The organism is Bosea sp. (in: a-proteobacteria), from assembly GCF_023953965.1.
Taxonomy (GTDB): domain Bacteria; phylum Pseudomonadota; class Alphaproteobacteria; order Rhizobiales; family Beijerinckiaceae; genus Allobosea.
Window position 1 is genome coordinate 1,371,289 of the sequence record NZ_JAMLIX010000002.1, and the last position, 24,324, is coordinate 1,395,612.

General features: G+C 65.7%; 20 protein-coding genes and 2 pseudogenes. 12 read left to right on the forward strand and 10 right to left on the reverse strand.

All coding sequences use genetic code 11. The annotated features are described in order from the left end of the window. Nucleotides 1–44: 44 nt before the first annotated feature. The 6 genes from M9917_RS21625 to M9917_RS21650 form a co-directional block, all read right to left on the reverse strand. Nucleotides 45–1,397 carry a Zn-dependent hydrolase gene (locus M9917_RS21625; protein WP_297257072.1) on the reverse strand — a complete coding sequence of 451 codons (1,353 nt, stop codon included), beginning with the start codon at nucleotides 1,395–1,397 and terminating at the stop codon, nucleotides 45–47. Between the two features lie 50 nt (nucleotides 1,398–1,447). Next, nucleotides 1,448–2,284 carry an ABC transporter permease gene (locus tag M9917_RS21630; RefSeq protein WP_297257073.1) on the reverse strand — a complete coding sequence of 279 codons (837 nt, stop codon included), beginning with the start codon at nucleotides 2,282–2,284 and terminating at the stop codon, nucleotides 1,448–1,450. Next, nucleotides 2,281–3,261 carry an ABC transporter permease gene (locus M9917_RS21635; RefSeq protein WP_297257074.1) on the reverse strand — a complete coding sequence of 327 codons (981 nt, stop codon included), beginning with the start codon at nucleotides 3,259–3,261 and terminating at the stop codon, nucleotides 2,281–2,283. Before M9917_RS21635 ends, M9917_RS21630 begins: the two co-directional genes overlap by 4 nt. Before the next feature lie 60 nt (nucleotides 3,262–3,321). After that, nucleotides 3,322–4,914 carry an ABC transporter substrate-binding protein gene (locus M9917_RS21640; RefSeq protein WP_297257075.1) on the reverse strand — a complete coding sequence of 531 codons (1,593 nt, stop codon included), beginning with the start codon at nucleotides 4,912–4,914 and terminating at the stop codon, nucleotides 3,322–3,324. Between the two features lie 101 nt (nucleotides 4,915–5,015). Then, a complete protein-coding gene (locus M9917_RS21645; RefSeq protein ID WP_297257076.1) occupies nucleotides 5,016–6,407 on the reverse strand; it encodes an amidase family protein in 1,392 nt (463 codons plus the stop codon). Between the two features lie 244 nt (nucleotides 6,408–6,651). Then, entirely contained in the window at nucleotides 6,652–7,932 is a 1,281-nt protein-coding gene (locus M9917_RS21650) for a class-III pyridoxal-phosphate-dependent aminotransferase (protein WP_297257077.1), read from the reverse strand. Nucleotides 7,933–8,069: 137 nt separating this feature from the next. On the opposite strand from M9917_RS21650, the gene M9917_RS21655 reads away from it, so the two are divergent. Then, nucleotides 8,070–8,840, forward strand: coding sequence for a DeoR/GlpR family DNA-binding transcription regulator (locus M9917_RS21655; RefSeq protein WP_297257078.1), 771 nt, complete (start codon nucleotides 8,070–8,072; stop codon nucleotides 8,838–8,840). 256 nt (nucleotides 8,841–9,096) lie between these two features. On the opposite strand, the gene M9917_RS21660 is transcribed toward M9917_RS21655, so the two are convergent. Next, nucleotides 9,097–10,395 carry a DUF1513 domain-containing protein gene (locus tag M9917_RS21660; protein WP_297257079.1) on the reverse strand — a complete coding sequence of 433 codons (1,299 nt, stop codon included), beginning with the start codon at nucleotides 10,393–10,395 and terminating at the stop codon, nucleotides 9,097–9,099. A gap of 56 nt (nucleotides 10,396–10,451) precedes the next feature. After that, the gene (locus M9917_RS21665; protein ID WP_297257080.1) at nucleotides 10,452–11,003 is read right to left on the reverse strand and encodes a hypothetical protein; all 552 of its coding nucleotides are present in this window, start codon (nucleotides 11,001–11,003) and stop codon (nucleotides 10,452–10,454) included. Nucleotides 11,004–11,301: 298 nt separating this feature from the next. On the opposite strand from M9917_RS21665, the gene M9917_RS21670 reads away from it, so the two are divergent. Continuing rightward, nucleotides 11,302–13,080 (forward strand): ATP-binding response regulator, encoded by a 1,779-nt coding sequence (locus M9917_RS21670; protein WP_297257081.1) that lies wholly within the window; start codon nucleotides 11,302–11,304, stop codon nucleotides 13,078–13,080. Here M9917_RS21670 and M9917_RS21675 read toward each other — a convergent pair. Next, the gene (locus M9917_RS21675; protein WP_367273936.1) at nucleotides 12,996–13,700 is read right to left on the reverse strand and encodes a response regulator; all 705 of its coding nucleotides are present in this window, start codon (nucleotides 13,698–13,700) and stop codon (nucleotides 12,996–12,998) included. The two genes, M9917_RS21670 and M9917_RS21675, sit on opposite strands and share 85 nt — an antisense overlap. 53 nt (nucleotides 13,701–13,753) lie before the next feature. Between M9917_RS21675 and M9917_RS21680 the strand changes: the two are divergent. Beyond that, a pseudogene (locus M9917_RS21680) lies at nucleotides 13,754–13,942 on the forward strand (IS110 family transposase); the annotation flags it as partial. 4 nt (nucleotides 13,943–13,946) lie between these two features. Beyond that, nucleotides 13,947–14,609, forward strand: a pseudogene (locus tag M9917_RS21685) (chromosome partitioning protein ParB); the annotation flags it as partial. 466 nt (nucleotides 14,610–15,075) lie between these two features. Here the strand turns inward: M9917_RS21685 and M9917_RS21690 are convergent. Further along, nucleotides 15,076–15,839, reverse strand: a protein-coding gene (locus tag M9917_RS21690) for an IS5 family transposase (RefSeq protein ID WP_297254854.1) whose coding sequence is annotated in 2 segments (ribosomal slippage) — nucleotides 15,076–15,530 and nucleotides 15,530–15,839 — 765 coding nt in all. Because the reading frame shifts where the segments join, the coding sequence is not laid out codon by codon here. Nucleotides 15,840–15,958: 119 nt separating this feature from the next. On the opposite strand from M9917_RS21690, the gene M9917_RS21695 reads away from it, so the two are divergent. From M9917_RS21695 to tnpC, 8 genes are all read left to right on the forward strand, one after another. Then, entirely contained in the window at nucleotides 15,959–16,981 is a 1,023-nt protein-coding gene (locus M9917_RS21695) for an IS110 family RNA-guided transposase (protein WP_297253112.1), read from the forward strand. Between the two features lie 554 nt (nucleotides 16,982–17,535). Continuing rightward, nucleotides 17,536–18,096, forward strand: coding sequence for a DUF3489 domain-containing protein (locus tag M9917_RS21700; RefSeq protein ID WP_297257082.1), 561 nt, complete (start codon nucleotides 17,536–17,538; stop codon nucleotides 18,094–18,096). A gap of 5 nt (nucleotides 18,097–18,101) precedes the next feature. Further along, entirely contained in the window at nucleotides 18,102–18,578 is a 477-nt protein-coding gene (locus M9917_RS21705; RefSeq protein ID WP_297257145.1) for a DUF2924 domain-containing protein, read from the forward strand. After that, nucleotides 18,575–20,194: a recombinase family protein gene (locus M9917_RS21710; RefSeq protein WP_297257083.1), complete on the forward strand. Its 1,620-nt coding sequence runs from the start codon at nucleotides 18,575–18,577 to the stop codon at nucleotides 20,192–20,194. The genes M9917_RS21705 and M9917_RS21710 overlap by 4 nt, the downstream gene beginning before the upstream one ends. Nucleotides 20,195–20,754: 560 nt before the next feature. Further along, nucleotides 20,755–21,983, forward strand: a protein-coding gene (locus M9917_RS21715) for an IS3 family transposase (RefSeq protein WP_297250886.1) whose coding sequence is annotated in 2 segments (ribosomal slippage) — nucleotides 20,755–21,085 and nucleotides 21,085–21,983 — 1,230 coding nt in all. Because the reading frame shifts where the segments join, the coding sequence is not laid out codon by codon here. Nucleotides 21,984–22,047: 64 nt separating this feature from the next. Beyond that, nucleotides 22,048–22,398, forward strand: coding sequence for an IS66-like element accessory protein TnpA (tnpA, locus tag M9917_RS21720; RefSeq protein ID WP_297257084.1), 351 nt, complete (start codon nucleotides 22,048–22,050; stop codon nucleotides 22,396–22,398). Then, nucleotides 22,395–22,742: an IS66 family insertion sequence element accessory protein TnpB gene (tnpB, locus tag M9917_RS21725; protein ID WP_297257085.1), complete on the forward strand. Its 348-nt coding sequence runs from the start codon at nucleotides 22,395–22,397 to the stop codon at nucleotides 22,740–22,742. Before tnpA ends, tnpB begins: the two co-directional genes overlap by 4 nt. A gap of 48 nt (nucleotides 22,743–22,790) precedes the next feature. Continuing rightward, on the forward strand, nucleotides 22,791–24,324 hold a 1,534-nt coding region (tnpC, locus tag M9917_RS21730; protein WP_465246398.1), incomplete at its 3' end, for an IS66 family transposase.

Genomic DNA, 24,324 nt, shown 5'->3' on the forward strand with positions numbered 1-24,324 from the left:
TGGAGGGCGATCTGGCGCGCCTGCATCCGCTTGCGGGTCCCGGATCAAGGTCGAGATCGAAGGGGGGCAAGAGCATCGCCGGCACGATGTTCGCAGCCGCCTGAAGCCGTTATGTCGGGGGCGGCTGCGGCATCGCCCCCGCGACACAGCCGGAAGGCCGCCTCGAGCATCAGGGCCGTCCCGGCATCCATGTCTTCCGGCCTCGTCCGCTCGGCCTCGTTATGGGCGAGGCCGTTCACGCTCGGCACGAAGACGAGCGCCGTCGGGCAGCAGCCGATGAAGCTCAGCGCGTCGTGCCCGGCGACGGTATCCAGACGCATGACGGGAAGACCAATCGCATGAGCGCAATCTTCGAGGAAATCGACCGGCCCTGCCGGCAGGGATTGGCCGAGGCGGGACGATCGTGACGAAAGGCCGACCTCCACATTCGCCGACGCCGCGGCATCGCGGATAAGCCGAAGCATGGCCTCCTCGGCAGCGCCGAGAATGCCGTCATCCGCGGCCCGGACCTCGGCCGTCATCACGACGCGGTCCGGCACGACATTGGACGAATTCGGCGAAACCAGAAGGCGCCCGACAGAGCTGTGAAGACCCTCGGGCTCGGAATCCGCGAGTGCCCGCAAGGCGACGATGGCACGCGATGCGGCCAGCAGGGCATCTCGCCTGTCGCTCATCGGTGTCGGCCCGGTATGGGCCTGCTCGCCTTCGAAGACGAGATCGAGCTTGACGGCTCCCCAGTTGCGGGTCACCAGGCCGATCTGGAAACCGTGGCGCTCAAGCCTTACGGCCTGCTCCGCATGCAGCTCCAGATAGAAGACGGGGATCGGCGGCGGCGTATCCGTCCCCCGATATCCAATCCCGGAAAGCGCATCGGCCAGCGAAACGCCTTGATCATCGCATGCGGCAAGAACCTCCGCCTGCGTCCGATGCCCGGCGAACACCCCGCTGCCCATCAGGCTCGGACGAAAGCGCGCGCCCTCCTCGTTGGTCCAGTTGACGATGCAGAAGTCCCGCTCGAATCCTTGCCCGCCTCGTTTCGCCTCCATGAGCAGCTCCGCGACCTCGACGGCCGCCATCACGCCCAAGGTTCCGTCGATCCGGCCGCCGCGCGGTTGGCTGTCCAGATGCGAGCCCATCATCACGGCAGGCTGCCCGTTCCGCGCCGCGAGGCCGAACAGCCCGAACTGGTTGCCGACGCCGTCGATCAGAACCTCCGCACCCGCTTCCCGCAGCATGTCGCTCAGCCTGTCGCGGGCGAGCCCATCGGCCCGGGAAGCGCAGGGCCGCGATACGCCTCCGCTGGTAAGGGCGCCGAAGCCGGCGAAATCCTCGACCAGCCGCGCGACCCGGCCGCCTCTGACACGGATTCCTTCAGGGGTGCGGGGCTGCGCCCTCATGACGCGGAACTCCTTCGATGAGCCGGTGCCGAACACCCGATGCCCGCGGATTATCGCTGGTGGAGCCTCGGATTGAGGGCATCGTTCAACGCCTCTCCGACCAGGCTGATCGCCAGCACGGTGACGAGGATGAGGACACCGGGAATCGCCGCCATCCACCAGGCCGTCCGCAGGACAGTCCGCGCGACGCCGATCATATAGCCCCACGACATCACATTGGGGTCGCTGAGCCCGAGAAAGGACAGTCCCGCCTCGGTCAGGATCGCCGTCGCGACCATGAGCGACGCCACCACGATGATCGGCGGCAGCGCGTTCGGCAGGATCTGGCGGATGATGATCCGCCCGTCGCCCATGCCGATGAGCTTGCAAGCCTGGACGTAGTCGCGCGTGCGGTGCGACAGGAATTCCGCCCGGGCGAGCCTGGCGACCGAAGGCCAGGAGACGAGCGCGATCGCGAGGATCACATTGGTGACGGTGGGCGAGAAGATCGCGACCACCACGACCGTGAAGACGAAGGACGGGATCGTCAGGAAGAAATCCGTCGCACGCATCAGGATGGTATCGATCGTGCCGCCATAGTAGCCGGCGACGGCTCCGATCGCGATCCCGATCAGGGTGGCGCAGGCGCTGGCGAGGATTCCGATCAGCAGGGAGACGCGGGCGCCATGCAGCACGCCGGCGAGGATGTCGCGCCCGGAGACGTCCGTGCCGAGCAGATAGCCGTCGAGCGGCGGCAAGGACGGGCGATCGACCATCTCGAACGGGTCGAGCGGATAGAGCAGCGGTCCGAAGACCGCCATGGCGATCACCAGCACGAGTACGATCAGGCCCGCGACGGCGGTGCGGTTCTGACCGAACCGCTTGAGGAAGAGGCGAAAGCCGCTCATGCCACAGCACTCCGGGGATCGAGCAGGCCGTAGATAAGGTCGACGATCAGGCTGACCAGAACGACGCTCACCGAGGAGATGAAGAGAATCCCCAGGAGGAGATCGGTGTCCCGTTGCAGCAGCGCGTCGAAGATCAGCCGGCCGAGGCCGGGCCAGCCGAAGACCGTCTCGACCAGGATCGAACCGCCGAGGAGATGGCCGACCTGGATGCCGATCAGGGTCACCACCGGCAGCAGCGCGTTGCGGAAGGCATGGCGCCAGGTGACCTTCGACTCGCTCAACCCCTTGGCGCGGGCGGTCGAGATATAGTCGAGCGAGAGCACCTCGAGCATCGAGGCGCGCATCAGCCGGGCGTAGACGGCCATGTAGAACAGGCCGAGCGTGACGGCCGGCAGGATCAGGTGATGAGCGATGTCGAGCGCCGCGCTGAGCGGCGTCTGCGTGACGCCGATGCGCATCATCCCCCCGGATGGTAGAAGCCCCAGGGTGATCGAGAACAGCACGATCAGCATCAGGCCGAGCCAGAATTGCGGCGTGGCATAGATGACGAGGGCGAGGACGGAGGTCAGGTTGTCGATCCAGCTCCCCTTGAACCGGGCCGCCGTGACGCCGGCCAGCACGCCGCAGAACACGGCGATGACCAGTGCGGCGAGCATCAGGATGAGGGTCGCCGGCAGGCGCTGCAGGATGAGGTCGATCACGGGAACGCCCTGGATCGCCGACATGCCGAGATCGAGCGTCAGCATCCTCTTCATGTAGTGGACGTATTGCAGCCAGACCGGCTGATCGAGCCCGAGTTCCCGGCGCAGCTGCTCGAGATACTCCACCGTCGCGCTTCCCGTCATGCCGCCGAGGATGTCGGCGGCATCGCCGGGGGCGAGCTTGAGCAGGACGAAGTTCAGGCTCGCGATCGCGATGACGACGGGAACGAGATGAAGGAGCTTCCGCAGGAATGAAGACAGGCCGCCCTGATTCATGGCTGTTCCCTTCTGACAAGTCGCGATCGCAGGCCGAGGCTTGCGCCGCTCAAGGCGGGGCTATTTCTTGATCCAGACGGAATCCCAGTTGGAATAGAGCGAGATGCCGTTGGTGATCAGGCCGTTCACGCGCTTGTTGAAGACGTTGTTGTAGCCCATCTCTATCAGGAAGATGACCGGCAGCTCCTTCTGCAGAATGACCTGCACTTCGTCCCAGATCTTCTTACGCTCTGCGCCGTCCGGAAGCTTGGCGGCCTGCACGAACAGCTCGTCGATGCGCGGGTTCGAGTAACCCATCGAGTTGGTGAAGGAGGCGCCCTTGCGGATGCCGGAGGTGGTGAAGCTGCGCGGCAGGCCGATCGACGGGTCCGAATGGTTGTGGATGAAGTTGCTGGTGAAGTGGAAATTCCAGTCGGTGTAGATCTTCTTCAGCCAGCCGCCCATGTCGAGCGCTTCGTTGTTGACCTTGATGCCGATCTTGCCGAGCTCCTGGCGGATGTATTCCGCCTGGCGCACCCACTCCTCGCCATAGGGCAGGGCGTTCTGGGTCAGCTCGAAGCGCACCCCGTCCTTGCCGCGCTTGAAGCCGGCCTCGTCGAGCAGCTTTTCCGCCTCCTTCGGATCGTAGCGCAGCGGCTCGAGCGCCGTGTTGAAGAAGCGCGGGTTGGAGCTGACGAGCGGGCCGCGCGCCGGCTTGCCGTTGCCGTACCAGATCACGTTGACCAGGCGCTGGCGGTCGATGGCGAAGCTGATCGCCTGGCGCACGCGCATGTCGGCAAGCGGCTTCTCGCGGACATTGACCTCGAGCCACATCAGCGGCCCGAGCGCCTCGCTGCCGGCGAGCGTCGCGGTGAGGTGGTCGAGCCCGGCCAGGCGCTTCATCTCCGCCGGCGGCAGGCCCGACATCGGCACGAGGTCGATCTCGCCGGTTTCCAGCGCGATCGCCCGGGCGGCGCCGTCGGGGATGGCGCGCATGACGATGCGGTCGAGATAGGGCTTGCCCTGTTTCCAGTAATCCGCGTTGCGCTCCAGGATGACGTGGCTGCCCTTGGTCCATTCGGCGAGGCGGAACGGCCCGGTGCCGATCGGCTTTTGCATGATGCCGGCCTGCCGGATCCGGTTCTGGGCGATCTCCTCCTCGGTGAAGCCGTGGCGGGGCATCATCGGGCTCTCGCCCGGCTGGAACGCCTTCATGAAGAACGGCACCGGCGCGCCGAGCCGGAAGATCACGGTCAGGTCGTCTGGCGTATCGATCGCCTGGAGCGTGCCGAAATAGGTCTGCCCGCGCGAGTGGAACGGCTTGACCACCTTCTCGATCGAGAACTTGACGTCCTGGCTGGTGAAGGGCTTGCCGTCATGCCATTTGACGCCGGGCCGCAGGTGGAAGGTGTAGGTCAGCTTGTCGTCCGAGATCTCCCATTTCTCGGCAAGCCCTGGCTTCGGATCGAGGCTCGGCCCTTCGAATTCGAGCAGGCTCTCATAGATCTTGGTGGCGGCGATCACGACCGGCACGGAGGTGGTGGCGATCGTCGACAGCGCGGCCGGTTCCGGATTGTAGGAATAGGTCAGCGTGCCGCCACGGGTGATGTCCTGCGCGCTGGCGGAGCCGGCGAGCAGGAACGGAATGGTCGCAGCCAGATATCTGAGTTTCACGGTTGGCTCCCCTCTTCTGTTTCATGGTGTCAAGGCCCGGCGGATTGGCGCTCGGGCCGGCTTTTTGCCTCGCGCATGCCGGCGTGGCGGTCGTCTCCCGTTCAGTGGCGCGGCTCGAGCGGCCAGTCGATCGCGCCGGCCGCGGCCCGCATCCGTGCCTCCAGCGCGGTGGCCAGACGGCACAGCCGCACATCGTCGAAGCGCCGGCCGACGAGCTGCACGCCGACCGGCAGGCCGCGCGCATCGAAGCCGCCGCAGAGGCTGACCGCGGGATGGCCGGACTGGTTGAACGGCGCGGTGAAGGTGCAGTGCCGCAAGGGCATCGCCGGATCGAGACCGCATTCCTCGGCCGGAAAATTAACGACCGGCATCACCGGGGTGAGGAGGAAATCGGCCTCGTCGAACAGTTGCGCCGTCTGGAGCACGCCGCGGGCGATCTCGCGCTCGAAAAGGGCGATGCGGTCACCGTTCCAATGTTCCGCTTCCTTGAACCAGTTCAGGAGTCCCGCAGGAATCTCCTGGCGCAGCACGGCAGAGGCAGGGGCGTATTCGCGCCAGCCCCTGAGTTTCAGCAGGTCGTCGATGGCGAGATAGATGTCGTGGTCGAAGGCCGCATCCTTGCAGGACACTTCGGCAACCAGTTCGCCGAGTGCCCGTTCGGCCGCTTCGAGGACTGCGATCACCGCCGGCTCGACCGGCGGGCCGAAGCCGAAATCGCGATAGACCGCGACGCGGGCCGCTTCGAAGCCGCCCGAGGCTTCCACCACGGGCACCGAGAAACGATCTTCCTGATGGACGCCGCCGAGGATGCGCAGATGGGCTTCCAGATCGGCGGCATGGCGCGTCATCGGTCCGGCCGAGCGCACGTCGGAGGCGGGCGTGTGCGGAATCATGCCCTGCGTCGGCTTGAGCGCGGCCAGCCCACAATGGCTCGCCGGCAGCCTCACCGAGCCGGCGATGTCCGAACCGACCGACATCACGCCGATCCCCGCCGCGAGCGAGGCTCCCGCCCCGGCGCTGGAGCCGCCGGTGTTCCAGGCCAGCCCCCAGGGATTGCGGGCGATGCCGTGGCAGGACGAGACGCCCGAGCCGCTCAGGCCGAAATCGGGCATGGTCGTCTTGGCGATGATGATGGCGCCGGCGGCCTTCAGCTTCGCGGTCGGCGGCGCGTCGGACGCGCCCTTCACGCCGGCGCCGTGGAGCCTGGCGCCATGGTGCCAGGTCATGCCGACGGCATTGACGGAATCCTTGATCGTGACGGGGATGCCGTCGAGGGCGCCCGCGGGCGTTCCGCGCTTGAAGCGCTGGGCCGCGTCCTTGGCGGCGGCCAGGCTCTCGTCGCGCCGTAGGTCGTAAAGGGCATTGATCGCGCCGTTGGCGGCATCGATCTGGGCGAAGGTCCGCTCCATGACCTCGACCGGGCTGATCCGCCGGGCAGCGTAACCCTCACGTAGCGCGGCCAGCGTCATCTGCGAAAGGTCCTGGATATTCATCGTTCATTCCTCTGGGCAACGGTCCGGCGCTGCCGGCACCGGCGCGAATTCCGACCTCTTCGCCCGGCTGGTTCTCTCGATGTTTCCGCGGTGAATCTTCCTGTGCTTGCAGATGAGCCGAATTTCGGCGCCGAGGCCGGCCCAGGGAAGAAGGCTGGCCGATGCGCCAGCAACCGGGAGCAGGATCTTCGGGCGGGTCCGATCGAAGCGGGGGCATGGCGAGCCATCGCGATCGACCTGCCGCTCACGCTGCGGGCCGCAGGGAGCCCATGAGCTCGCGCGCCCTGGGCATCGCCGCGTCGAACCGATCCATGATCTCCTGGCAAAGGTCTGTATCGAGAAGCACGCCCGGCTTGAACTGCAGGACGCGCTTGTCGAGCGAGGAGAAGATGGCCCAGACGCCGTTCTCATAGAGCGCCCGCGAGACCGCGGCCGCCCCCTCGGGATGGTCGAATTCCAGGCCGAGCACCACGCCGCGCTGGCGCACGCCGACGAAGATGTCGCTGTGGCGCTGCATCATCGCGGCCATCGCGCCGGCGAAGTAGTCGGTCACGACGCCGACATTGGCGATAATTTCGGGACGCTGCAGCATCTCGATGACGCGATGCCCGACGAGGCAGCCGAGCTCGGCGCCGCCGGCCGTGCTGATATGGGCCGCCCCGTCCTCATGCAGCCAGCCTCCGCACGCCTCCGTCGTGAGGCAGGCGCTGATAGGATAGATGCCGCCGCCCAGCCCCTTGCCGGTGACGAAGATGTCCGGCTCGATGCCGTAGCCCTGCCAGCCCCACATCGTGCCGGTGCGCATCAGCCCGGTCTGGACCTCGTCGGCGATGAACTTCGCGCCATGGCGCAGGCACAGGTCGTGACAGGCCCCCAGATAACCTTCCGCAGGCAGCGGAAAGCCGTAGGTGGCCGGAATCGTCTCGATGATGAAAGCCGCGACGTCTCCTTGCCGCAGCACGCGCTCGAGCGCGTCGACGTCGTTGAACGGCACCTGGATGAACTCCTCGGGCCGGTCGCAGAGGAAGATCTTGCTGAAGCGCTCGTCGCCGGTGGCGACCGAGAGGCCGGAATGGCCGTGATAGCCCTTGATGATCGAGACGATCTTCTTGCGCTTCGTGGCGTAGCGGGCGGTCTTGATCGCGATCTCGACGGCCTCGGCCCCGCCGGCGCCGAAAATCGCGTATTTCATGTGGGGAGCGGTCGCTACCAGGTTTTCCGCGAAAGCGGTGCGGGCGACCGAGGGAAACCAGTGGTTGCCCATGTCGAAATAATCGAGCGCCGATTTCAGCACGGCGACCAGCTCGGGATGGCGGTGCCCGAAATTATACGTGCCGCCATTCAGGTGAAGGTCGATCAGCCGCTTCCCGGACATGTCGTGCATGACGTAGCCCTCGCGCCGATCGATGACCATCGGCGTGCCGGCATCCTGCCAGAAACGGGTCTTGCCCGGATTCCATGAGGCCGCCGACCGTTCCAGCAGATCCGCCTTCGAGGCGAATTGAAATGATCCGTAATCGAACACGGCCCCCTCCATTGATAAAATGGTGAGCCAAAAATTTTTTTCTTGCAACATAAAAAAGTTGAAAGTCGGAATTTTCTTAAGGTCGACACGGGCAAGGCGCCTCAGTATGTTCGACCGAACGATCGTGATGGCGCGCAATGAGCAAGAAATCGGTACGGCATGAGAAAATCCTGGCCGCTCTGGACCGGAACCCCGCTCTCAGGGTGAACGAGCTGTCGGATGAGTTCGGCGTATCCTCCGAGACAATCCGCCGCGATCTTGCCGTGCTGGACGAGGCTGGAAAGATAAGCCGCACCTATGGCGGCGCCGTTCGCAACGTCGTCTTCGAGCCGGGGCTCGCCGAGCGGCTCAAACTGCAGGTCCGCGAGCGTTGGGAGATCGCGGAAGCCGCGCTCTCGCTCCTCGACGGGGTCGACACGCTGTTCATCGGCGGGGGCTCGACGGTGCTGCATTTCGCCAGGGCGCTGCGCAGGCTTTCGAGACCTCTCTATGTCCTGACGCCGTCCTTCAGCGTCGCCATGGAGCTTTCGTCCAATCCGCGCATGCGGATCATGTCGCTGCCTGGGCTCTTCGACGGCAGTGAAGGTCTGGTGCATGGGCCCGATACGCTCGCGGCCATTGGGAAATACAGCGCACCGGTCGCGGTATTGGGAGTTTCGGGAATCGACGAGCGTGGCGCGAGCGGCTCTTTTATCGCTGGAGCGCAAGTGTATTCGGCGATGGTGGAACAGTCCCGACGCTCGTTGATCCTCGCCGACGCGTTGAAATTCGACAAGCGCGCACTCGTGGACATTGCCACATGGACACCGAACATCCATCTTGTGACAGATTCACACCCCGGCCGAGCCTTGTCCGAGGCCATCAAAGCCGGCAATGCGCAAATCACCGTCGCCTCCGAATCCAAGTAGTTTGAATTCGGCGAGTATCGGCGTTGGAAGGACAGTGGGGCGCCTCCATCGGTCATCTGCAAGGACTCTGGCCGCGACCTATGACTCGGGGCCGGTGGGCCGACCGCGATCCGGTTCGTGGTTCTCGCCGGGAATGGTGGAGGTGAAGTGAGCGAGGTGTAGAGATATTCGCTCCGCATGCTGAGGCGGTCGGTGACGGCATATCCGCGAGGATCACTCCGCTGTCTCACTCCGGCGGCGCGGCGCTGCCACGGCGTCAGCCGACTGAAATATGGCTGTGCCCGAAGAAGACGGGATACTGGCACAGCTCCCGCACCAGCCGATGGGTGCGGCGTTCGAATACAAAGAGGTTTTCCCAGTATCCGGTGACGGCGTAGTGGGCGCCGTCGGGCAGGAGCGCGATGCCGCAGGGATAACGTAGCCCCATCCGGCTGGTATCGACGACAGCCGTCACCGCCCCGCTGGCGCCGTCGAAGGCCATGACGCGGTGGGCGGTGGGATAGGTCGCGATCGCCTCGTCGTTGCGCTCGTCATAGATGATCGACAGGCCGTGGCGCATCAGCGCCGTCTCGTTGCGGCCACCCATCCTGGTCGCGCGCTTCTTCTTGGCGTCGTAGCGCAGGGTCGCGGCGGGAAGGTAGTTCGCTCCGGGGTCGGTGGTGATATCGAAGGGATAGGCTTCATCGACGCCCCGCTCGACCGCGCGCACGGCCTCGTCGTCGCCGAGGCGGGCCTGTATGGCGAAGATGCGGTCGAGCCTGCCGCTCGCCAGGTGCCGCAGCTCGATGTCGCTCGCGCCCGTGCGGTATTTGTCGACCAGGCTGCCGTCGCGCATGTCGACCACGGTGATCGAGGCGTCGATCACCTGGCGCGGCACGGTCAGCTCGCGCGACTTCAGGTCCGGCAGCGAACCGTAATTGGCAGCGACCAGATAGCGCCCACCCTCGATCAACTGGATCTCGTGCGGATCGACGCCGTAGGTGGAATAGGTCTCCAGGGTTTTCAGCGTCGCGGCTTCGCGGATCGTGACCTTGCCGAAATGACGCTCCAGTGGACCGTTCAGGGGGGCACGCGGTGCGCGTTCCGAGAGCAGGACCTTGTCCTCGCCGAGATAGGCGGCATGGCCGCCGCCGCGCCAGCCGTCGCCGACGGATGCGGCGACGGCCGCAAGCTCCAGCGTCTGCGGATCGAAGGCGACATGGGTCCGGCCCTCGAAGCCGCAGAGCACGCCGACGGAGCGGTCGGGCGATATGTCGACGTCATGCGCATGGACCGGCAGCAGCGTCTGGCGGATGGAGCCGTCCGGGCCGATGCGGGTCAGCATGCGCGCCGGGCCGTCCCAGTCGCGGATATGCCGGGAGAACTGCCGGTGCTGCCGCAGCGGCCGTCCATTGGCCCAGCCATTCTGCGGATAGTAGCCGGGCACATAGAGCGCGGCATCGCGAAAGGCGCGATCCCGCGCCGGCTCGGCAGCCGCCGGCGCCGCCACGATCGTCGCAGCCGTGGTGGCCGCCGCGCGCCCCAATAGCGCGCGGCGTGTCAGGCGGTGTTTCACGGTTTTCGACTCGTTTTCACAGGGTGAAGACAATCGAACGGAATAGCGGCCTGCGGTCAGTGGCCGCTGCCGCCACCGCCGCCACCCTCGCCGCCAAGCTCGCGGGGTTGCGCACTGGTGCCAGGAACGCCGTAATCCTCCGGTCGCGGCCGTGGCTTAGGCTCCAGCAGCACGGGGCGCCGGCCGCCCTTTTTCTCCCATAGCTCCATCCGGCTTCTATTGAGTTCCTGACGACTGACCTCGGAACGCTGCCATCGGCGCACGGCCTCCTCATAGGCCCACTTTGCTTTCTGGCTCGGCGTTGCAGCGTAGCGCGATGGTGTCATGTAGGAGCCCGGATCGCCTATGCCGCATGCGGCCAAAGGGGCGGTCAGGAAAAGCGCGCCCAACAATGCGAGCCTCGACCGTTCGACCCCGGTCTTTGGATCTCGTTTCCTCATGATTGTCCATTCTCCATGGTGTTGCAGATAAAGGGGCCGCGCACAGCCGGTGCTACCGGCGCATGCGAGGCCGAACGAAAAGGCCGCGGCGCGATCGACGACAGGACCGGCCGCAGCCTTGTGGGCATGAGCGTTGCCCCGCCGGGCGTTGATATGGGTCAATGTCATGGCGACGCATTCGCGCTTGCTAACGAAGTGGCGACCGGCCCGAGGGGACGGCCATCCGCCGGGGCGGACGCACGGCCCAACTGGTGGTGAGGACATGGGAGGACGGTATCAGCGCGTTCGCGGCCAGCCCATTAGTACAGGTGTACTGGTGCCGCCCGGCATGCGTCCGGCTGCCGTCAGGGGTTGACGGCGGCAAGCGGGAAAGCCGGCTGGGGCATCGGGATTGAAACAGGCGGAACGCATCGCGTGGATCAACCGCCGGCCGAAAACGGGCGGGTCGGAGGCCGGCCCGGTTTCGATGGTCGCCCCGCACTGGCGGCTGGACTATCTCTCGTCCATCGGCACGGCGAGCTGGCTCATCCACCTGTGTGTCGCGGTTCTGGCGGGAATCGAGCTTTTCCGCGCCGGCGCCGGCGCATGGGTTCCGGCCTGGACGGCGGCCATCGTCCTCGTTTCCATGGCCATGATCGCGCTCGGCCTGCTCTACCGGCACGGCGCGGCATGGCCGCGGCCGTCCGCCTTCGCGCAGGCCCATTCGCTGCTGACGGGGTTGACCGGCCTCGGCTGGGGCGTCGGCGCGCTCTTGTGCGCGACGTCGTCGCCACCCGATCTCCTGAATTTCTACACGCTCGTCCTCGGCGGGATCGCGCTCGGCGCGGTCAGCGCACTGCACGTCATGGTCCGAAGCTGCCTGATCTCGGTGTGGACATCGCTGCCACTGCTCGCCATGTCATGGCTGTTGCATGGCAGGGACGTCGGACCGGAATCGACCGCGGCGATGATCATGCTCTTCGCGGTCATGCTGACGGTGCTCGGCCTGCGCATGAACGGCTTCGTCGGCCAGAACGTCAGGCTGACGGAGGAGCTTGCCGCCAAGCACGCCATATTGACCCGCACCGGCGCGCAGCTTGCCGAGGCGCATGAGGAGAAATCGCGCTTCCTGGCGCAGGCCAGCCACGATCTGCGCCAGCCCATCCATGCCATCGGCCTGTTCGTCGAGTATCTCGGCGGCCTGCGCCTGAGCCGCAACGGCCGCGAGGTCTTGGCCAATATCGACCGTTCGCTCGATTCGCTCACCCGGCTCTGCCGCTCGCTGCTCGACCTGTCGGCGCTCGATGTCGGGCGGGTCAGGCCGCAGATCGGCGCCGTGCCGCTCGGCGAGGTGCTGGGAGAAGTCGCGCGGCAAGCCACTGAGGCGGCCCGCGCGCGGGGCGTGAGGCTCCGCTACCGCCCTTCGCGGCTCTGGGTTCTCGGCGACGCGGCGCTTCTGCACACGATGGTGCAGAACCTCGTCTCGAACGCGATCAAATACGCTCCCGGCGCACAGGTCGTCATCGGCGCGCGCCGCCGCGCCGGCGGCGTGGCCGTCATCGTCCTGGATACGGGCCCGGGCATCGCCCATGCCGACCAGAAGCGGATTTTCCAGGAGTTCGTCCGGCTTCATACGCCCGGAACCGAGGAGATGGAGGGGCTGGGCCTCGGCCTCTCCATCGTCAAGCGGCTGGCCGACATGATGGGGCTCAGGATCGCGCTGACCTCCCATCCCGGCAAGGGAACCTGCTTCGCGATAGAAGGGCTGCGCGAGACGGCGGCGGGCGAGTTTAAGGCGCGCAGGCAGCCCGCAGCGCTGGCGCGACGCCTTCAGGGGGTGCGCGTGCTGGTCATCGACGATGACAGGCTGGTGCGCAACGGCACGGCGCAGCTTCTCACGCGGTGGGGATGCCATGTGCAGGCCAGCGACCGCTATGATGCGCATGCGGCGCGCAACTGCGACTTCCTGTTATGCGATCAGGAACTCGCCGACGGAAAAACCGGCCTCGAGGTCATTCGCGCGGCGAGACGGGAAGCGGGAGCGGCCTTGCCGGCAGCCCTCGTGACCGGGGGGCGAACCGACCACATAGCCGAGACCTGCAAGGACGAAGCCATCGTCCTCCTGACGAAGCCGGTGCGGCCGGCACAACTGCGTTCGGCGCTTCTCGCCGGCGTGCTCGCTCAAACCAGGCCGAGTTCGGTGGCGATCGCCGCTGCGGCGGAGCGCGACGAGACGTCAAGAACGCGCAGCAGCCCAGATACGTGAAGCCTGACCGTGAACGGCGAGATCCCGAGCATGCGGGCGATCTCCTTGTTGGAAAGGCCGTTGGCGAGGAGGCGCAGCACTTCCCGTTGCCGTGAGGACAACCGGGCGAGCCTGTCCGACGGCAGCAGGGCCAGATCGCTGATCGAAGCCTGGGTCTTCACGACGATGTCGCCAGCGATGACGGCCGCGATGCCCGACGCCATCTCGCTCGACGACACGCCCTTGGCGATGAAACCGTCCGCGCCGGCCGCCATCACCTCCTCCACGACATCAGCGTCGTCCGTCATCGAGACGACCAGAAGCGAGGTCGTCGGATAGTTGGCGCGCAGCCCGCGGATCGTCTGCGGCCCGTCGAAGCCGGGAAAGACGAGATCGAGGACGAGCATGGAAGGCGGGTCACCTTCCGCGGCGAGGCGCAGCAGGTCCGCGGCGGTCCCGACCTCCTGGATCGAGGCGTCGGGCATGGAGCGCTGAACGATACGGCGCATGCCGTCGCGAAAGATCGGATGGTCGTCGGCAATGATGACGCGCTCAGCCATGTCCGGTCGCCGTCGGTTTTCCGTGCCCCGGGTCCGGGGAGCACCTTCCGGATGGTAACGCCCGCGGACGGCCATGCCCATCAGTACATCCGTACTGGTGCCAGACACGTTTCCGGTTGCCGAACTGCTGGCATCGCATGGTCTACGAGGCCACCGGCGCCTATCATCGTGCCTTCGAGCACGCCCTGGCCCAGGCCAACTTGCCGTTGGCGAAATTCAACCCACGTCAGGCCCGACGCTTTGCCGAGGCCACTGGCCGACTGGCCAAGACCGATCGTTGCGACGCGGCCATGCTGGCGCGTCTGGGCGCTCTCCTCGACCCTCACCGCCTTGCGGGAGGAATACGACCAGCTGACCAATGAATGGGAAGGCGCCGACGAAATCCCCGAAGACGTGCAGGCACGACTGGGGGAAGTCGAAAGCGAGGTGGAACGCATCAAGGCGCTGTGCTTCGCTTACTTGCCCGACGATATCGCCCGCTGCGGCGTGTTCGTCAGCCTGTGGCAGGACGGCACGGTGCGGGTCGAGCGCGGCTTTGTTCGTTCCGAGGACGAGCAGCCCCAGCCGGAAGAGGCCGAGCCAGCAGATGGCGAAGAAGGCAGCGTCGAAGCTGAAACCGAGACGGAGGACGACGAGCAAGGCGACGCCAGCAAGCCCCTGTCGAATGCGCTGGTGCGCGATCTGACAGCCAACCGCACCTTGGGGCTGCGCGTTGCGCTGGGCGAGCAGCCGGATATGGCGCTGATCGCCGTCACCCATGCGCTGGCTTCCCGGCTGTTCTACCGATACGCCGATGCCTCCTGCCTCGAAATCCGGCCCACCAGTGCCGAACTCGGCGGGCATGCCCCCGGCATCGAGGACACGGTAGCGGCGAAGACGCTGGCGGATCGTCATGCCGCATGGCAGGCGGATATTCCGCAGGACAGCGCCGACCTATGGAGCTTCATCGCGCGGCTGGATCAGGCGAGCGTGATGGCGCTGCTAGCGCACCCCGAACAGGGCAAGCCGATCCGGATGGCGGCCGAGTACGTTCGCGTTGCCTTTCCCAAGCTCTTCGGCACGGCTCGCCTGATCTCTATGCGGCTTGTGGGACCGGCTCCCGATAGGGCTCGCCGGTGGTCATGATCGCCCAGACCACCCGGGCAGTCTTATTCGCCAAGCACCGCCGATCTCGGCCAGAGAGAGGGCGATCCCGTTCGACGCCATTGCAGAAACGAAGACCACAGCGGTCCCGGATCGGTTCCATGCCCAGCCAAACGCAGGCTCCCGGGCATCCCCGTCGGAGTATTGCCCCCCAGTCCTTCGCTTCGCACCATCCTGCAAACCACGGCGCGCGGCGAAATCCCCATAGCGCACGGCCCCGGGCCGCGGCTTCCTCCCCTGGAGGTTTTCGGACGCCGGCCCATCAGCCCAGTCCGAACCCGATCGCACGGGCCGCCATCCGAAATCATTCACACTAGGTCGTGTGGACGAACCTGATCCAGATGCGGATCGTCGCAAGTTGGACGAAGCCGAGGAAGCTGGACGCGAGCTTGTCGTAGCGCGTCGCAACGCGGCGTGAGTGCTTGATCTTGTTGAAGAAGCGCTCGATGCGGTTGCGGTGGGCGTAGGTCTTCCGGCAGACGGGGCGCTGGACCCTACGGTTCGTTTTGGTCGGGATGACAGGCTCGATGCCGCGGCCTTCAAGGTCGTCCCGAATGGCGTCGCTGTCATAGCCTTTGTCGGCGAGCATGGCGACGGGATCGGGTGCGTCCTCGTCCATGAGGTCGCCATAGGCTGTCATGTCCGAGGCCTGGCCGGGCGTCAGGCGGAAGCCGACCGCAAGACCCTCCGCATTCGCTCTGGTATGAACTTTGGTCGTGAGCCCACCGCGCGAACGGCCAATACCGTTTCTCTGAATCCCCCCCTTCCTCCGGCAGCGTGCTGGTGCGCCCGGACGATGGTGGAATCGATCATCTGCATTGTGTTGTCAGAGGCTTCGCTTTCGGCCAAGGCGCTCAACATCACGTCCCAGACGCCCGCCTCGGTCCAGCGGCGATATTGTCGGTGGACCGAATTCCACTTGCCCAGTTCGTCGGGCAGATCGCGCCAGGGCGAGCCGGTGCGCGTGACCCAAAGGACCGCGTCGAGCACCCTGCGATGATCGCTGGGAGGGCGGCCGCCCTGTGCGCCGCTCTCAAGCAGAAAAGGCGCGAAGAACGCCCATTCCTCGTCCGTCATCAGCCCGCGAAGCACCGCTGCTCTCCCCAAAGACCAGCTTTGATGATGTGGACGCCCCTGCCCACCGGCGGCGCTATGGTGCCGATCCGGCTGCCGAAGCAGCGAGAGGAGCGTGCGCGATGACGATCACGACGATTGGACTGGACCTGGCGAAGAGCGTCTTTCAGGCGCATGGGATTGATGAGAACGGCGCGACGGCATTGGTCAGGAAGCTGCATCGCAAGCAGATGCTGCCGTTCTTCTCAAAGCTTCCGCCCTGCCTGATCGGCGTGGAGGCATGCGGAACGGCGCACCATTGGGCGCGAACGCTCTCGGCGATGGGACATGAGGTTCGCCTGATCCCGCCGTCCTACGTCAAGGCCTTCGTCAAGCGCGGCAAAAGCGACGCCCTCGACGCAGAGGCGATCTGCGAAGCGGTCCAGCGGCGGACAATGCAGTTCGTACCGGTGAAGACGGTCGACCAGCAGGGCATCCTCATGACCCATCGCGCCCGCTCGTTGCTTGTTCGCCAGCGCACGCAAGCCGCCAACGCCTTGCGATCGCATCTGGCCGAGCTGGGGCTTGTCGCCAATCCCGGCGTCGCCAATTTGGCGAGGCTCGCCGAGCAGGCGCTCTCGGACAGGGACGCGCTTCCTTCCTTCGCCCGCGCAGCGCTGGAGATCATGCTTCGCCAGATCGTGGCCCTCGGCCAGGAGATCGCGGAACTCGATCGGCAGATCGCCTCCTGGCATGTCGAGAGCGAAGCAAGCCGCAGGCTCGCCGCTATTCCGGGCCTTGGTGTGATCACGGCGACCGCGGTCGCCGCCACCGTCACCGATCCCGATCAGTTCCGCTCCGGCCGGCAGTTTGCCGCGTGGCTGGGCCTGACGCCACAGCAGCAGTCGACCGGCGGCAAGACCAGGCTGGGCGGAATCTCGAAGCAGGGAGACCGCTACCTCCGTCGATTGCTCGTCGTCGGCGCCACCGCCGTCATCCGGCACACGAAGGACAAGCCGACGCCCATGGCCGCCTGGATCAGGAAGCTCTTGGAGAAGAAGCCTTTCAGGCTCGTCTCGATCGCGCTCGCCAACAAGCTCGCCCGGATCGCATGGGTCCTGATGACGCGCAAGGAGAGCTACAGACCCCAACAGCACGCCGCCTGAGCGGCCGACCGAAGAGACAACCCGAATTGGTGACGGCAGTCGATGATGAGTGACGATCGAGCCAATGACGAGGCCAACCCGCGTGATTCAATGCGCCCCAGCAGCGCGCCAGTTTGATAGGGACCTCGTCGGCGGATTTCCATCAGGGCCAGCGGCAACCATCACGCCGCACAAACAGGCCGGACATATGAAAGCAACCGATCAAAACATCCCGACAAAAAGCCTTGCCATAGGGGGCGTCCACATATGAATCACGCCTCAACCGATTTGGGAATCCGCTTTGTCCACACGACCTACACCCACCCGCAGTTCTCTCTTTATGTTCGTGAATGGCGCTTTCTACAGGATTCGAACATGTATGGTTTCTTAGTTCAATTGGCGCTGACCGACTGGACTTCGCATGGAAGCAGAGCAAACGTGTGATCGTGCTGGCCGGATGGACCGGCCGCAAAGATAACCTCACTTCCCTTTCAGCCCCTTCGGTTCGATGCCGATCCGGGGCTCGCGGTGGTGACGGCCAATGAGCCGTTTCACCGTGAGAAGGGCAGCACACCATGTCAAAGCCGACCAAAATGCAGACGAACGTACTCTCGGCAGCGAGCAAGCGGACGGATGCGACGATCACCGTGCCGCCGGAGCTGAAGGGTGCCGCCAAGCGTGCCTTTGCGGTAGGATTGATCGGCCAGGGCTGGGCTCGTGAAACAAGGAACGGGCACGGAGGCCCTGCCGGACCGGCCCCGGCTGAAGCTCAGTCGAGGCCAAGCCTGGTGATCACGGCGCTCGGCCGGCAGGTGATCACCTGGCATCACGAGGCCGAATCCGCTGTAACTGTCGTCTCGCCAGCACCGAAACAGGTGGCGGACTCCAGCACTTGTTTGCCGGAGCTGCCCGCGGAGAACGGCCCAGCCAAAGCGACGAAGCAGGCGCTCGTGATCGGCCTGCTCACCCGTCCCGAGGGGGCCTCCTGCGATGAACTGATCACCGCGACCGGCTGGCTGCCGCATACAGTTCGCGCCGCCCTGGTGCGGCTGCGCCAGAAGGGGTTGAGCATCGTGCTCAGCCGGGGTGAAGACGAGATCAGCCGCTATCGGCTGGTCGAGGCCACTGCCGCGTGAATGCCATGGCGAAGCGACCGCCCCGGTCCGGCAAGGCGGATAGCGTTGGGACGGCCGAGGACCTTCCCTCGGCCATCAGTGCCGAGGCCTTACGGGCGGGCTGGCGCCGGACGATCGGCAAGCCGATGCCAAGACATCTGCCCCAGATGTTGCTGATGCGCGTCCTGGCCTATCGCCAGCAGGCGCTGCGCCATGGCGATCTCAGCCGCCAAGCGCTGGCGGAGCTGAAGCGAGCAGCCGCCCGGACCGGACGCGACGAGGGCAATGGCGGCAGCCCGCCATCTGCCCCTCGCATCCTCAAGCCTGGCACCCTGCTGGTGCGCGAGCATGGCGGGGCGATGCACCAGGTCATGGTGATGGCGAATGGCTTTGCCTGGCGGGGAAAAACCTATCCGAGCCTGTCAGGCGTCGCCTTCGCCATCACCGGCACCCGCTGGAACGGGCCGCGATTCTTCGGTCTCGACAGGCGGGGGCGGTTATGACCCGTCCTGCGGTCAAGCCGCTGCGCTGCGCGATCTATACCCGCGTCTCGACCGATCACGGGTTGGAGCAGGAGTTCAACTCGCTCGATGCTCAGCGCGAGGCGGCTGAAGCCTATGTCAGAAGCCAATCCCACGAGGGCTGGCGCCTCCTGCCCGAGGCTTATGACGATGGCGGCTTCTCTGGCGGGACCATGGAACGGCCAGGGCTTCAGCGGCTCCTGGCCGATATCGAAGCCGGCCGCATCGACATCGTGGTGGTCTATAAGGTCGACCGGCTGACCCGCTCGCTCGCCGACTTCGCCAAGCTCGTCGAACTGTTCGATGCCCACGGCGTCTCCTTCGTCTCGGTGACGCAAGCCTTCAACACCACCAGCAGCATGGGCAGGCTGACGCTGAACGTGCTGCTCTCCTTCGCCCAGTTCGAGCGCGAGGTCACCGGCGAGCGCATCCGCGACAAGATCGCCGCTTCCAAGAAGAAGGGGTTGTGGATGGGCGGCACCATACCGCTTGGCTACCGCGTTGAGGACCGCAAGCTCCTCGTCGAGCCCGATGAGGCTGCGACCGTCCGCTCGATCTTCGCGCAATATCTCGAACTGGGATCGATCCGGGCGCTGCAAGATGCGCTGCGCAAGCAAGGCGTCCGGTCACGGACCAGAATCCTCAGCAATGGCAAGAGCGTCGGCGGCGTGCCGCTCACGAACGGTCCCCTCGCCTATCTGCTGAAGAACCGGACCTATCTCGGCGAGATCAACCATCGCTGCCAGAGCTATCCCGGTGAGCACGAGGCGATCATCCCGGCCGAGCAGTTCGAGGCGACCCAAAGGCTGGTCGCCCGGAACACCATCGAGCACCGCCGGCTGCGCTTGCGCTCATTAGCGCTGTTGATCGGCCGGCTGCGTGATGATCGTGGCCATGCCATGAGCCCGAGCTATGCGGTCAAGAACCGGGTGCGCTATCGCTACTATGTCTCGCAGGCCGCCATGCAAGGCCGCAAGGCCGAAGCCGGCACATTGCGGCGGGTCGCGGCCGATGCGATCGAACAGGCCGTCCTCGCGTCCTTGCGATCCGTCGCAATGGCAATGAGAGCCGGTGATCAGCACGCCTCAGACATAGATCATCCGGAATCGGATGCAGCCCTGATCCAGCATCTGGTCGACCACATCGTCGTCGGCAAGACCGAGATCGTCATCCATCTCATCCCGGATAGCGTTCCAGCCGGCCATCCAGCTGCGCTCGCCCTGGCCTGGACTCCCCCCTCCCCGACTCGCCGGCGCGAGATCGTCGAGGTCGCCGGGATGGACGACCGTCAGGCTGCAACCCCAATGAACGAGGAGACCCGCGGCAAGCTGGTCCAGGCCATCGCGCGGGCACGCTCCTGGCTGGCCGAGCTGCTCAAGGACACGATGCTCTCGACCGATGCCATCGCCGCCCGCGAGAGCCTAAGTGAGCGCGCGGTTCGCATGCGACTCTCGCTTGCCTTCCTGGCGCCCGACATCGTCGAGGCCGCCATCGCCGGGCATCTGCCGCAGAGCTTCGGCATCACCCGACTCAGCGACCTGCCCCCGGGCTGGACCGAGCAGCGCAAAGTGCTGGGGCTGGCCGAGAGGCCGCGCTGACCGGAGCCGTCGGGCTCGGGCGGCGATCCCGTTTCGACAGGCCTCCCGCTAACCGCAGGAATGCGACCTCCTGGATCGATGTCGACCAGAGCGCAGTCGTCAGGCTCACCTCACAGATCATAGCGGACACGAAACCGGTCTCCGCCGCGCTGCGAACCGGTCTCCGGCACAACCCGATTCCCAATCGCGGAAAGACGAAATCAGGGCCCGGAGACCGACCGCCCGGCACAGGCCAGATCGGCCCTGCTCAGGTCTCAGGGAGACACTTCCCTAGCCAACACAAGCGGCAAGTCTTTGAAATATCGAAAGAATCCTGAGAGTCCGCAAAGAGTCCGGGTCCTACACGGATGAGTGGTGGGCCGGGCCGGACAGAACTGAGAACACGTATACCATTGAGATCGTACTTTAATTGTACGCCTCCGAGGAGGGCCATCTTGCGCTGATCAAGAGGCGGTAGCTGACTGTCGATATGGATAGCCATATTGATAGTCTGAAACGGCCCCCGAATTCCCCGGACAGGTCTCACCCTTAAAATAAGGGTTGGGAGTAATGTCGTGTCTATGACTGGTTCTTATCCGAAGGTTGAGGTCCTGACCGGGCCTGAGCGGCGTCGCCGGTGGTCGGTTGCGGAGAAGTTGGAGATCGTCGCGCAGACGCGCGAGGCGGGTGTCACGGTCAGCCTTGTGGCACGCCGGTGCGGCGTGTCGCCGAACCAGCTTTTCACGTGGCGGCGGCTTGCCGAGCAAGGGGCGCTGACCGCGACGGCGGCCGAGGAGGAAGTGGTCCCGGCCTCCGCCTTCCGGGAGCAGCAGGAGCAAATCCGCGAATTGCAGCGGCTCCTGGGCAAGAAGACCCTGGAGGTGGAAATCCTGAAGGACGCCCTCGAACTGGCGGAGGATATAAAAAAACGGAGATTGCGGTCGCTGTCGCTGCCCAAGGACGGTTTGCCATGAACACCGTCGCCGCGACGCTGGACGTGGCCCGTTCGCATCTCGCCGCCCGGCTGGCGCAGCGGACGGCCGGGCGCTCTCCCCAGCGCAGAGGCCGTCCGCCCCTGCCGGAAGAGGCGCTCCTGGCCGAGATCGAGACGGTCATCGAGGACATGCCAACCTACGGCTATGCTCGCGTCTGGGCCAGATTGCGCCGCAAAGCCCTGACCGAGGGCCGTGCGCCCGCCAATCGCAAGCGCGTCTATCGGGTGATGAAGGTCAACGGCCTTCTGCTCGAACGCCATGCCGGTGGGGTCGAGCGCCGTCACGACGGCCGCATCGCCGTCGAACGCTCCAACCTGCGCTGGTGCTCGGACGGCTTCGAGATCGGCTGCGACAACGGCGAAAAGGTCCGCGTCGCCTTCGCGCTCGATTGCTGCGACCGGGAAGCCATTGGCCATGTCGCCACCACCGAGGGCATCAAGGGCGAAGATGTCTGCGACCTCATGGTCACCGCCGTCGAGCACCGCTTCGGCAAGGTCAACCGCCTGCCGCAGACCATCGAATGGCTGACCGATAACGGCTCCTGCTACATCGCAGGTCCGACCCGCCGCTTTGCCCGCGATATCGGCCTGGAGCCGCTCACAACTCCGGTCCAGAGCCCGCAGAGCAACGGCATGGCCGAAGCCTTCGTGCGAACCTTCAAGCGCGACTACGTCTCGGTGAATCCCATCCCCGATGCCAAAACCGTCATGCTCGCCCTGCCGGAATGGTTCGACCACTACAACGAGCTTCACCCGCACAGGTCGCTCGGATATCGTTCACCCCGCGAGTTCATCGCGGCCCATGCAGCACCGTGAGAAATGTCCGGGCTTTTGGGGGCTACAACATAGTCATGCGGTTACGCGTCTGGAAATCGTTGAGATGGGTCGGCGCCGCCGCTGGCCTGACGCAACCAAGCTTCGGATCGTCGAGGAGAGCTATTCCGGGCCACGTCTTGTTTCGGCGACAGCGCGTCGACACGGCATTTCGAACCAGCTTCTGCACCTTTGGCGGCGCGCATGGCGCGAAGGCCGCCTTGGAGGCGAAGCCGCCGGAGGCTTTGTTCCAGCTGTGATCGTGCCGGAGATGGCCGCGACGAGCGGAACGCCGGTGTCAGGCACGGCTGGGCGCATTGCGGTGGTAAGTGCGAACGGGCGACGCCTGATCGTGGAACGCGATGTCGACGTCGAGGCTCTGATCCGGATCGTGCAAGCGCTGGAGCGGCTTGCGTGATCCCGGTTCCAACGGGCGTGCGGGTCTGGCTGGCGACGGGCTATACGGACATGCGCCGGGGCTTCCCGGGCCTATCGCTGCAGGTGCAGGAAGTGCTGCGCCGTGATCCGCTGAGCGGGCATCTGTTCTGCTTCCGTGGGCGTCGAGGCGATCTTTTGAAGGTAATCTGGCATGACGGCCAGGGCGCCTGCCTGTTCACGAAACGGCTGGAACGCGGGCGGTTCCTGTGGCCATCACCGGCAGATGGCGTCGTGGCGATCACGCCCGCGCAGATGGGCTATCTACTGTCCGGGATCGACTGGCGAAATCCGCAGGAAACCTGGCGCCCGACGCGGGTTGGATAGCATTTGGCCTTTGAAATCGCAGGCGAAATCTGATTCACTTGGATCGTGATGGTGACGCCAGACGATCTTCCTTCGGACCTCGCGGGTGCCCTGGCGGCGCTGCGGTCCGAGCGCGAGGCGCGGCTGCAAGCCGAGGCGGCAGCCGCCAGCGCGCGGGCGAAACTCTCGGATACCGAGGCGCTGATCGCGCATCTGCAGCTGATGATCGAGAAGCTGAAGCGCGAGAAATACGGCCAGCGTTCCGAACGCACGGCGCGGCTGATCGAGCAGATGGAGCTTCAGCTCGACGAGCTCGTGATTGCGGCGAGCGAGGACGAGCTTGCCGCGCAGGCTGCGGCGACGAAGAGCGGGAACGTACGCGCCTTCACGCGCAAGCGGCCGGTGCGCAAGCCCTGGCCGGAGGACATCAAGCGCGAGCGGATCGTGATCGATCCTCCCACCGCTTGCACCTGCTGCGGCGGCTCGCGGCTGTCGAAGCTGGGCGAGGACGTGACCGAGACGCTGGAGGAGATCCCGCGGCGCTTCAAGCTGATCGAGACGGTACGCGAAAAGTTCACCTGCCGCGATTGCGGGAAGGTCAGCCAGCCGCCGGCGCCGTTCCACGCGACGCCACGCGGCTTCATTGGTCCGCAGTTGCTGGCGACGATCGTCTTCGACAAGTTCGGGCAGCACATCCCGCTGAACCGCCAGAGCGCGCGCTTCAAGGCCGAGGGGATCGATCTGCCGCTGTCGACGCTGGCCGACCAGGTCGGCCATGGAACCTTCGCCCTGAAGCCGCTCTTCGACGTGATCGAGGCCCACGTCCTCGCGGCCGAGCGCCTTCACGGCGACGACACGACGGTGCCGATCCTGGCGAAGGGCAAATGCGCGACCGGGCGCATATGGACCTATGTACGCGATGACGGCCCCTTCGCCGGCCCCGCGCCGCCGGCGGCGGTCTATTACGCTTCAGGCGATCGCCGCGGCGAGCATCCGCAGACGCATCTGGCCGGGTTTGCCGGCATCCTGCAGTGCGACTGTTACGGAGGCTTCGAGCCGCTGTTCGACCCGCAGCGGAAGGAACAGCCGATCACGCCGGCCTTTTGCTTCGCCCATGCGCGGCGCGGCTTCTTCGAGCTGGCCGACATCGCCAAAAAGGCCCGCGACGGTGTGAAGGGCAAGCCGGTCTCCCCGATAGCCCTGGAGGCGGTCAGGCGCCTCGACGCGCTGTTCGAGATCGAGCGCGTCATCAACGGCCGCAGTGCCGAGGAGCGGCGGGCCGTACGCCAGGAGAAAAGCAAGCCGCTTCTCGATGAGATGCAGGCCTGGCTGCTGCGCGAGCGGGAAACCCTCTCGCGCTCCGCCGAGGTCCTGAAGCCGATGAACTACATGCTCCGGCGCTGGGCCGACTTCGCTCGCTTCCTCGACGACGGCAGGATCTGTCTCTCCAACAATGCTGCGGAGAGAGCGCTCCGCGGCATCGCCCTTGGACGGCGCAACTGGACCTTCGCCGGTTCCCAGCGCGGCGCCGACCGCGCCGCTGTCAACGGCGGTCGGATTCCAGGCCATCGTGGCGGAGTAAAAGCAGGCCACTGGCGTTGGG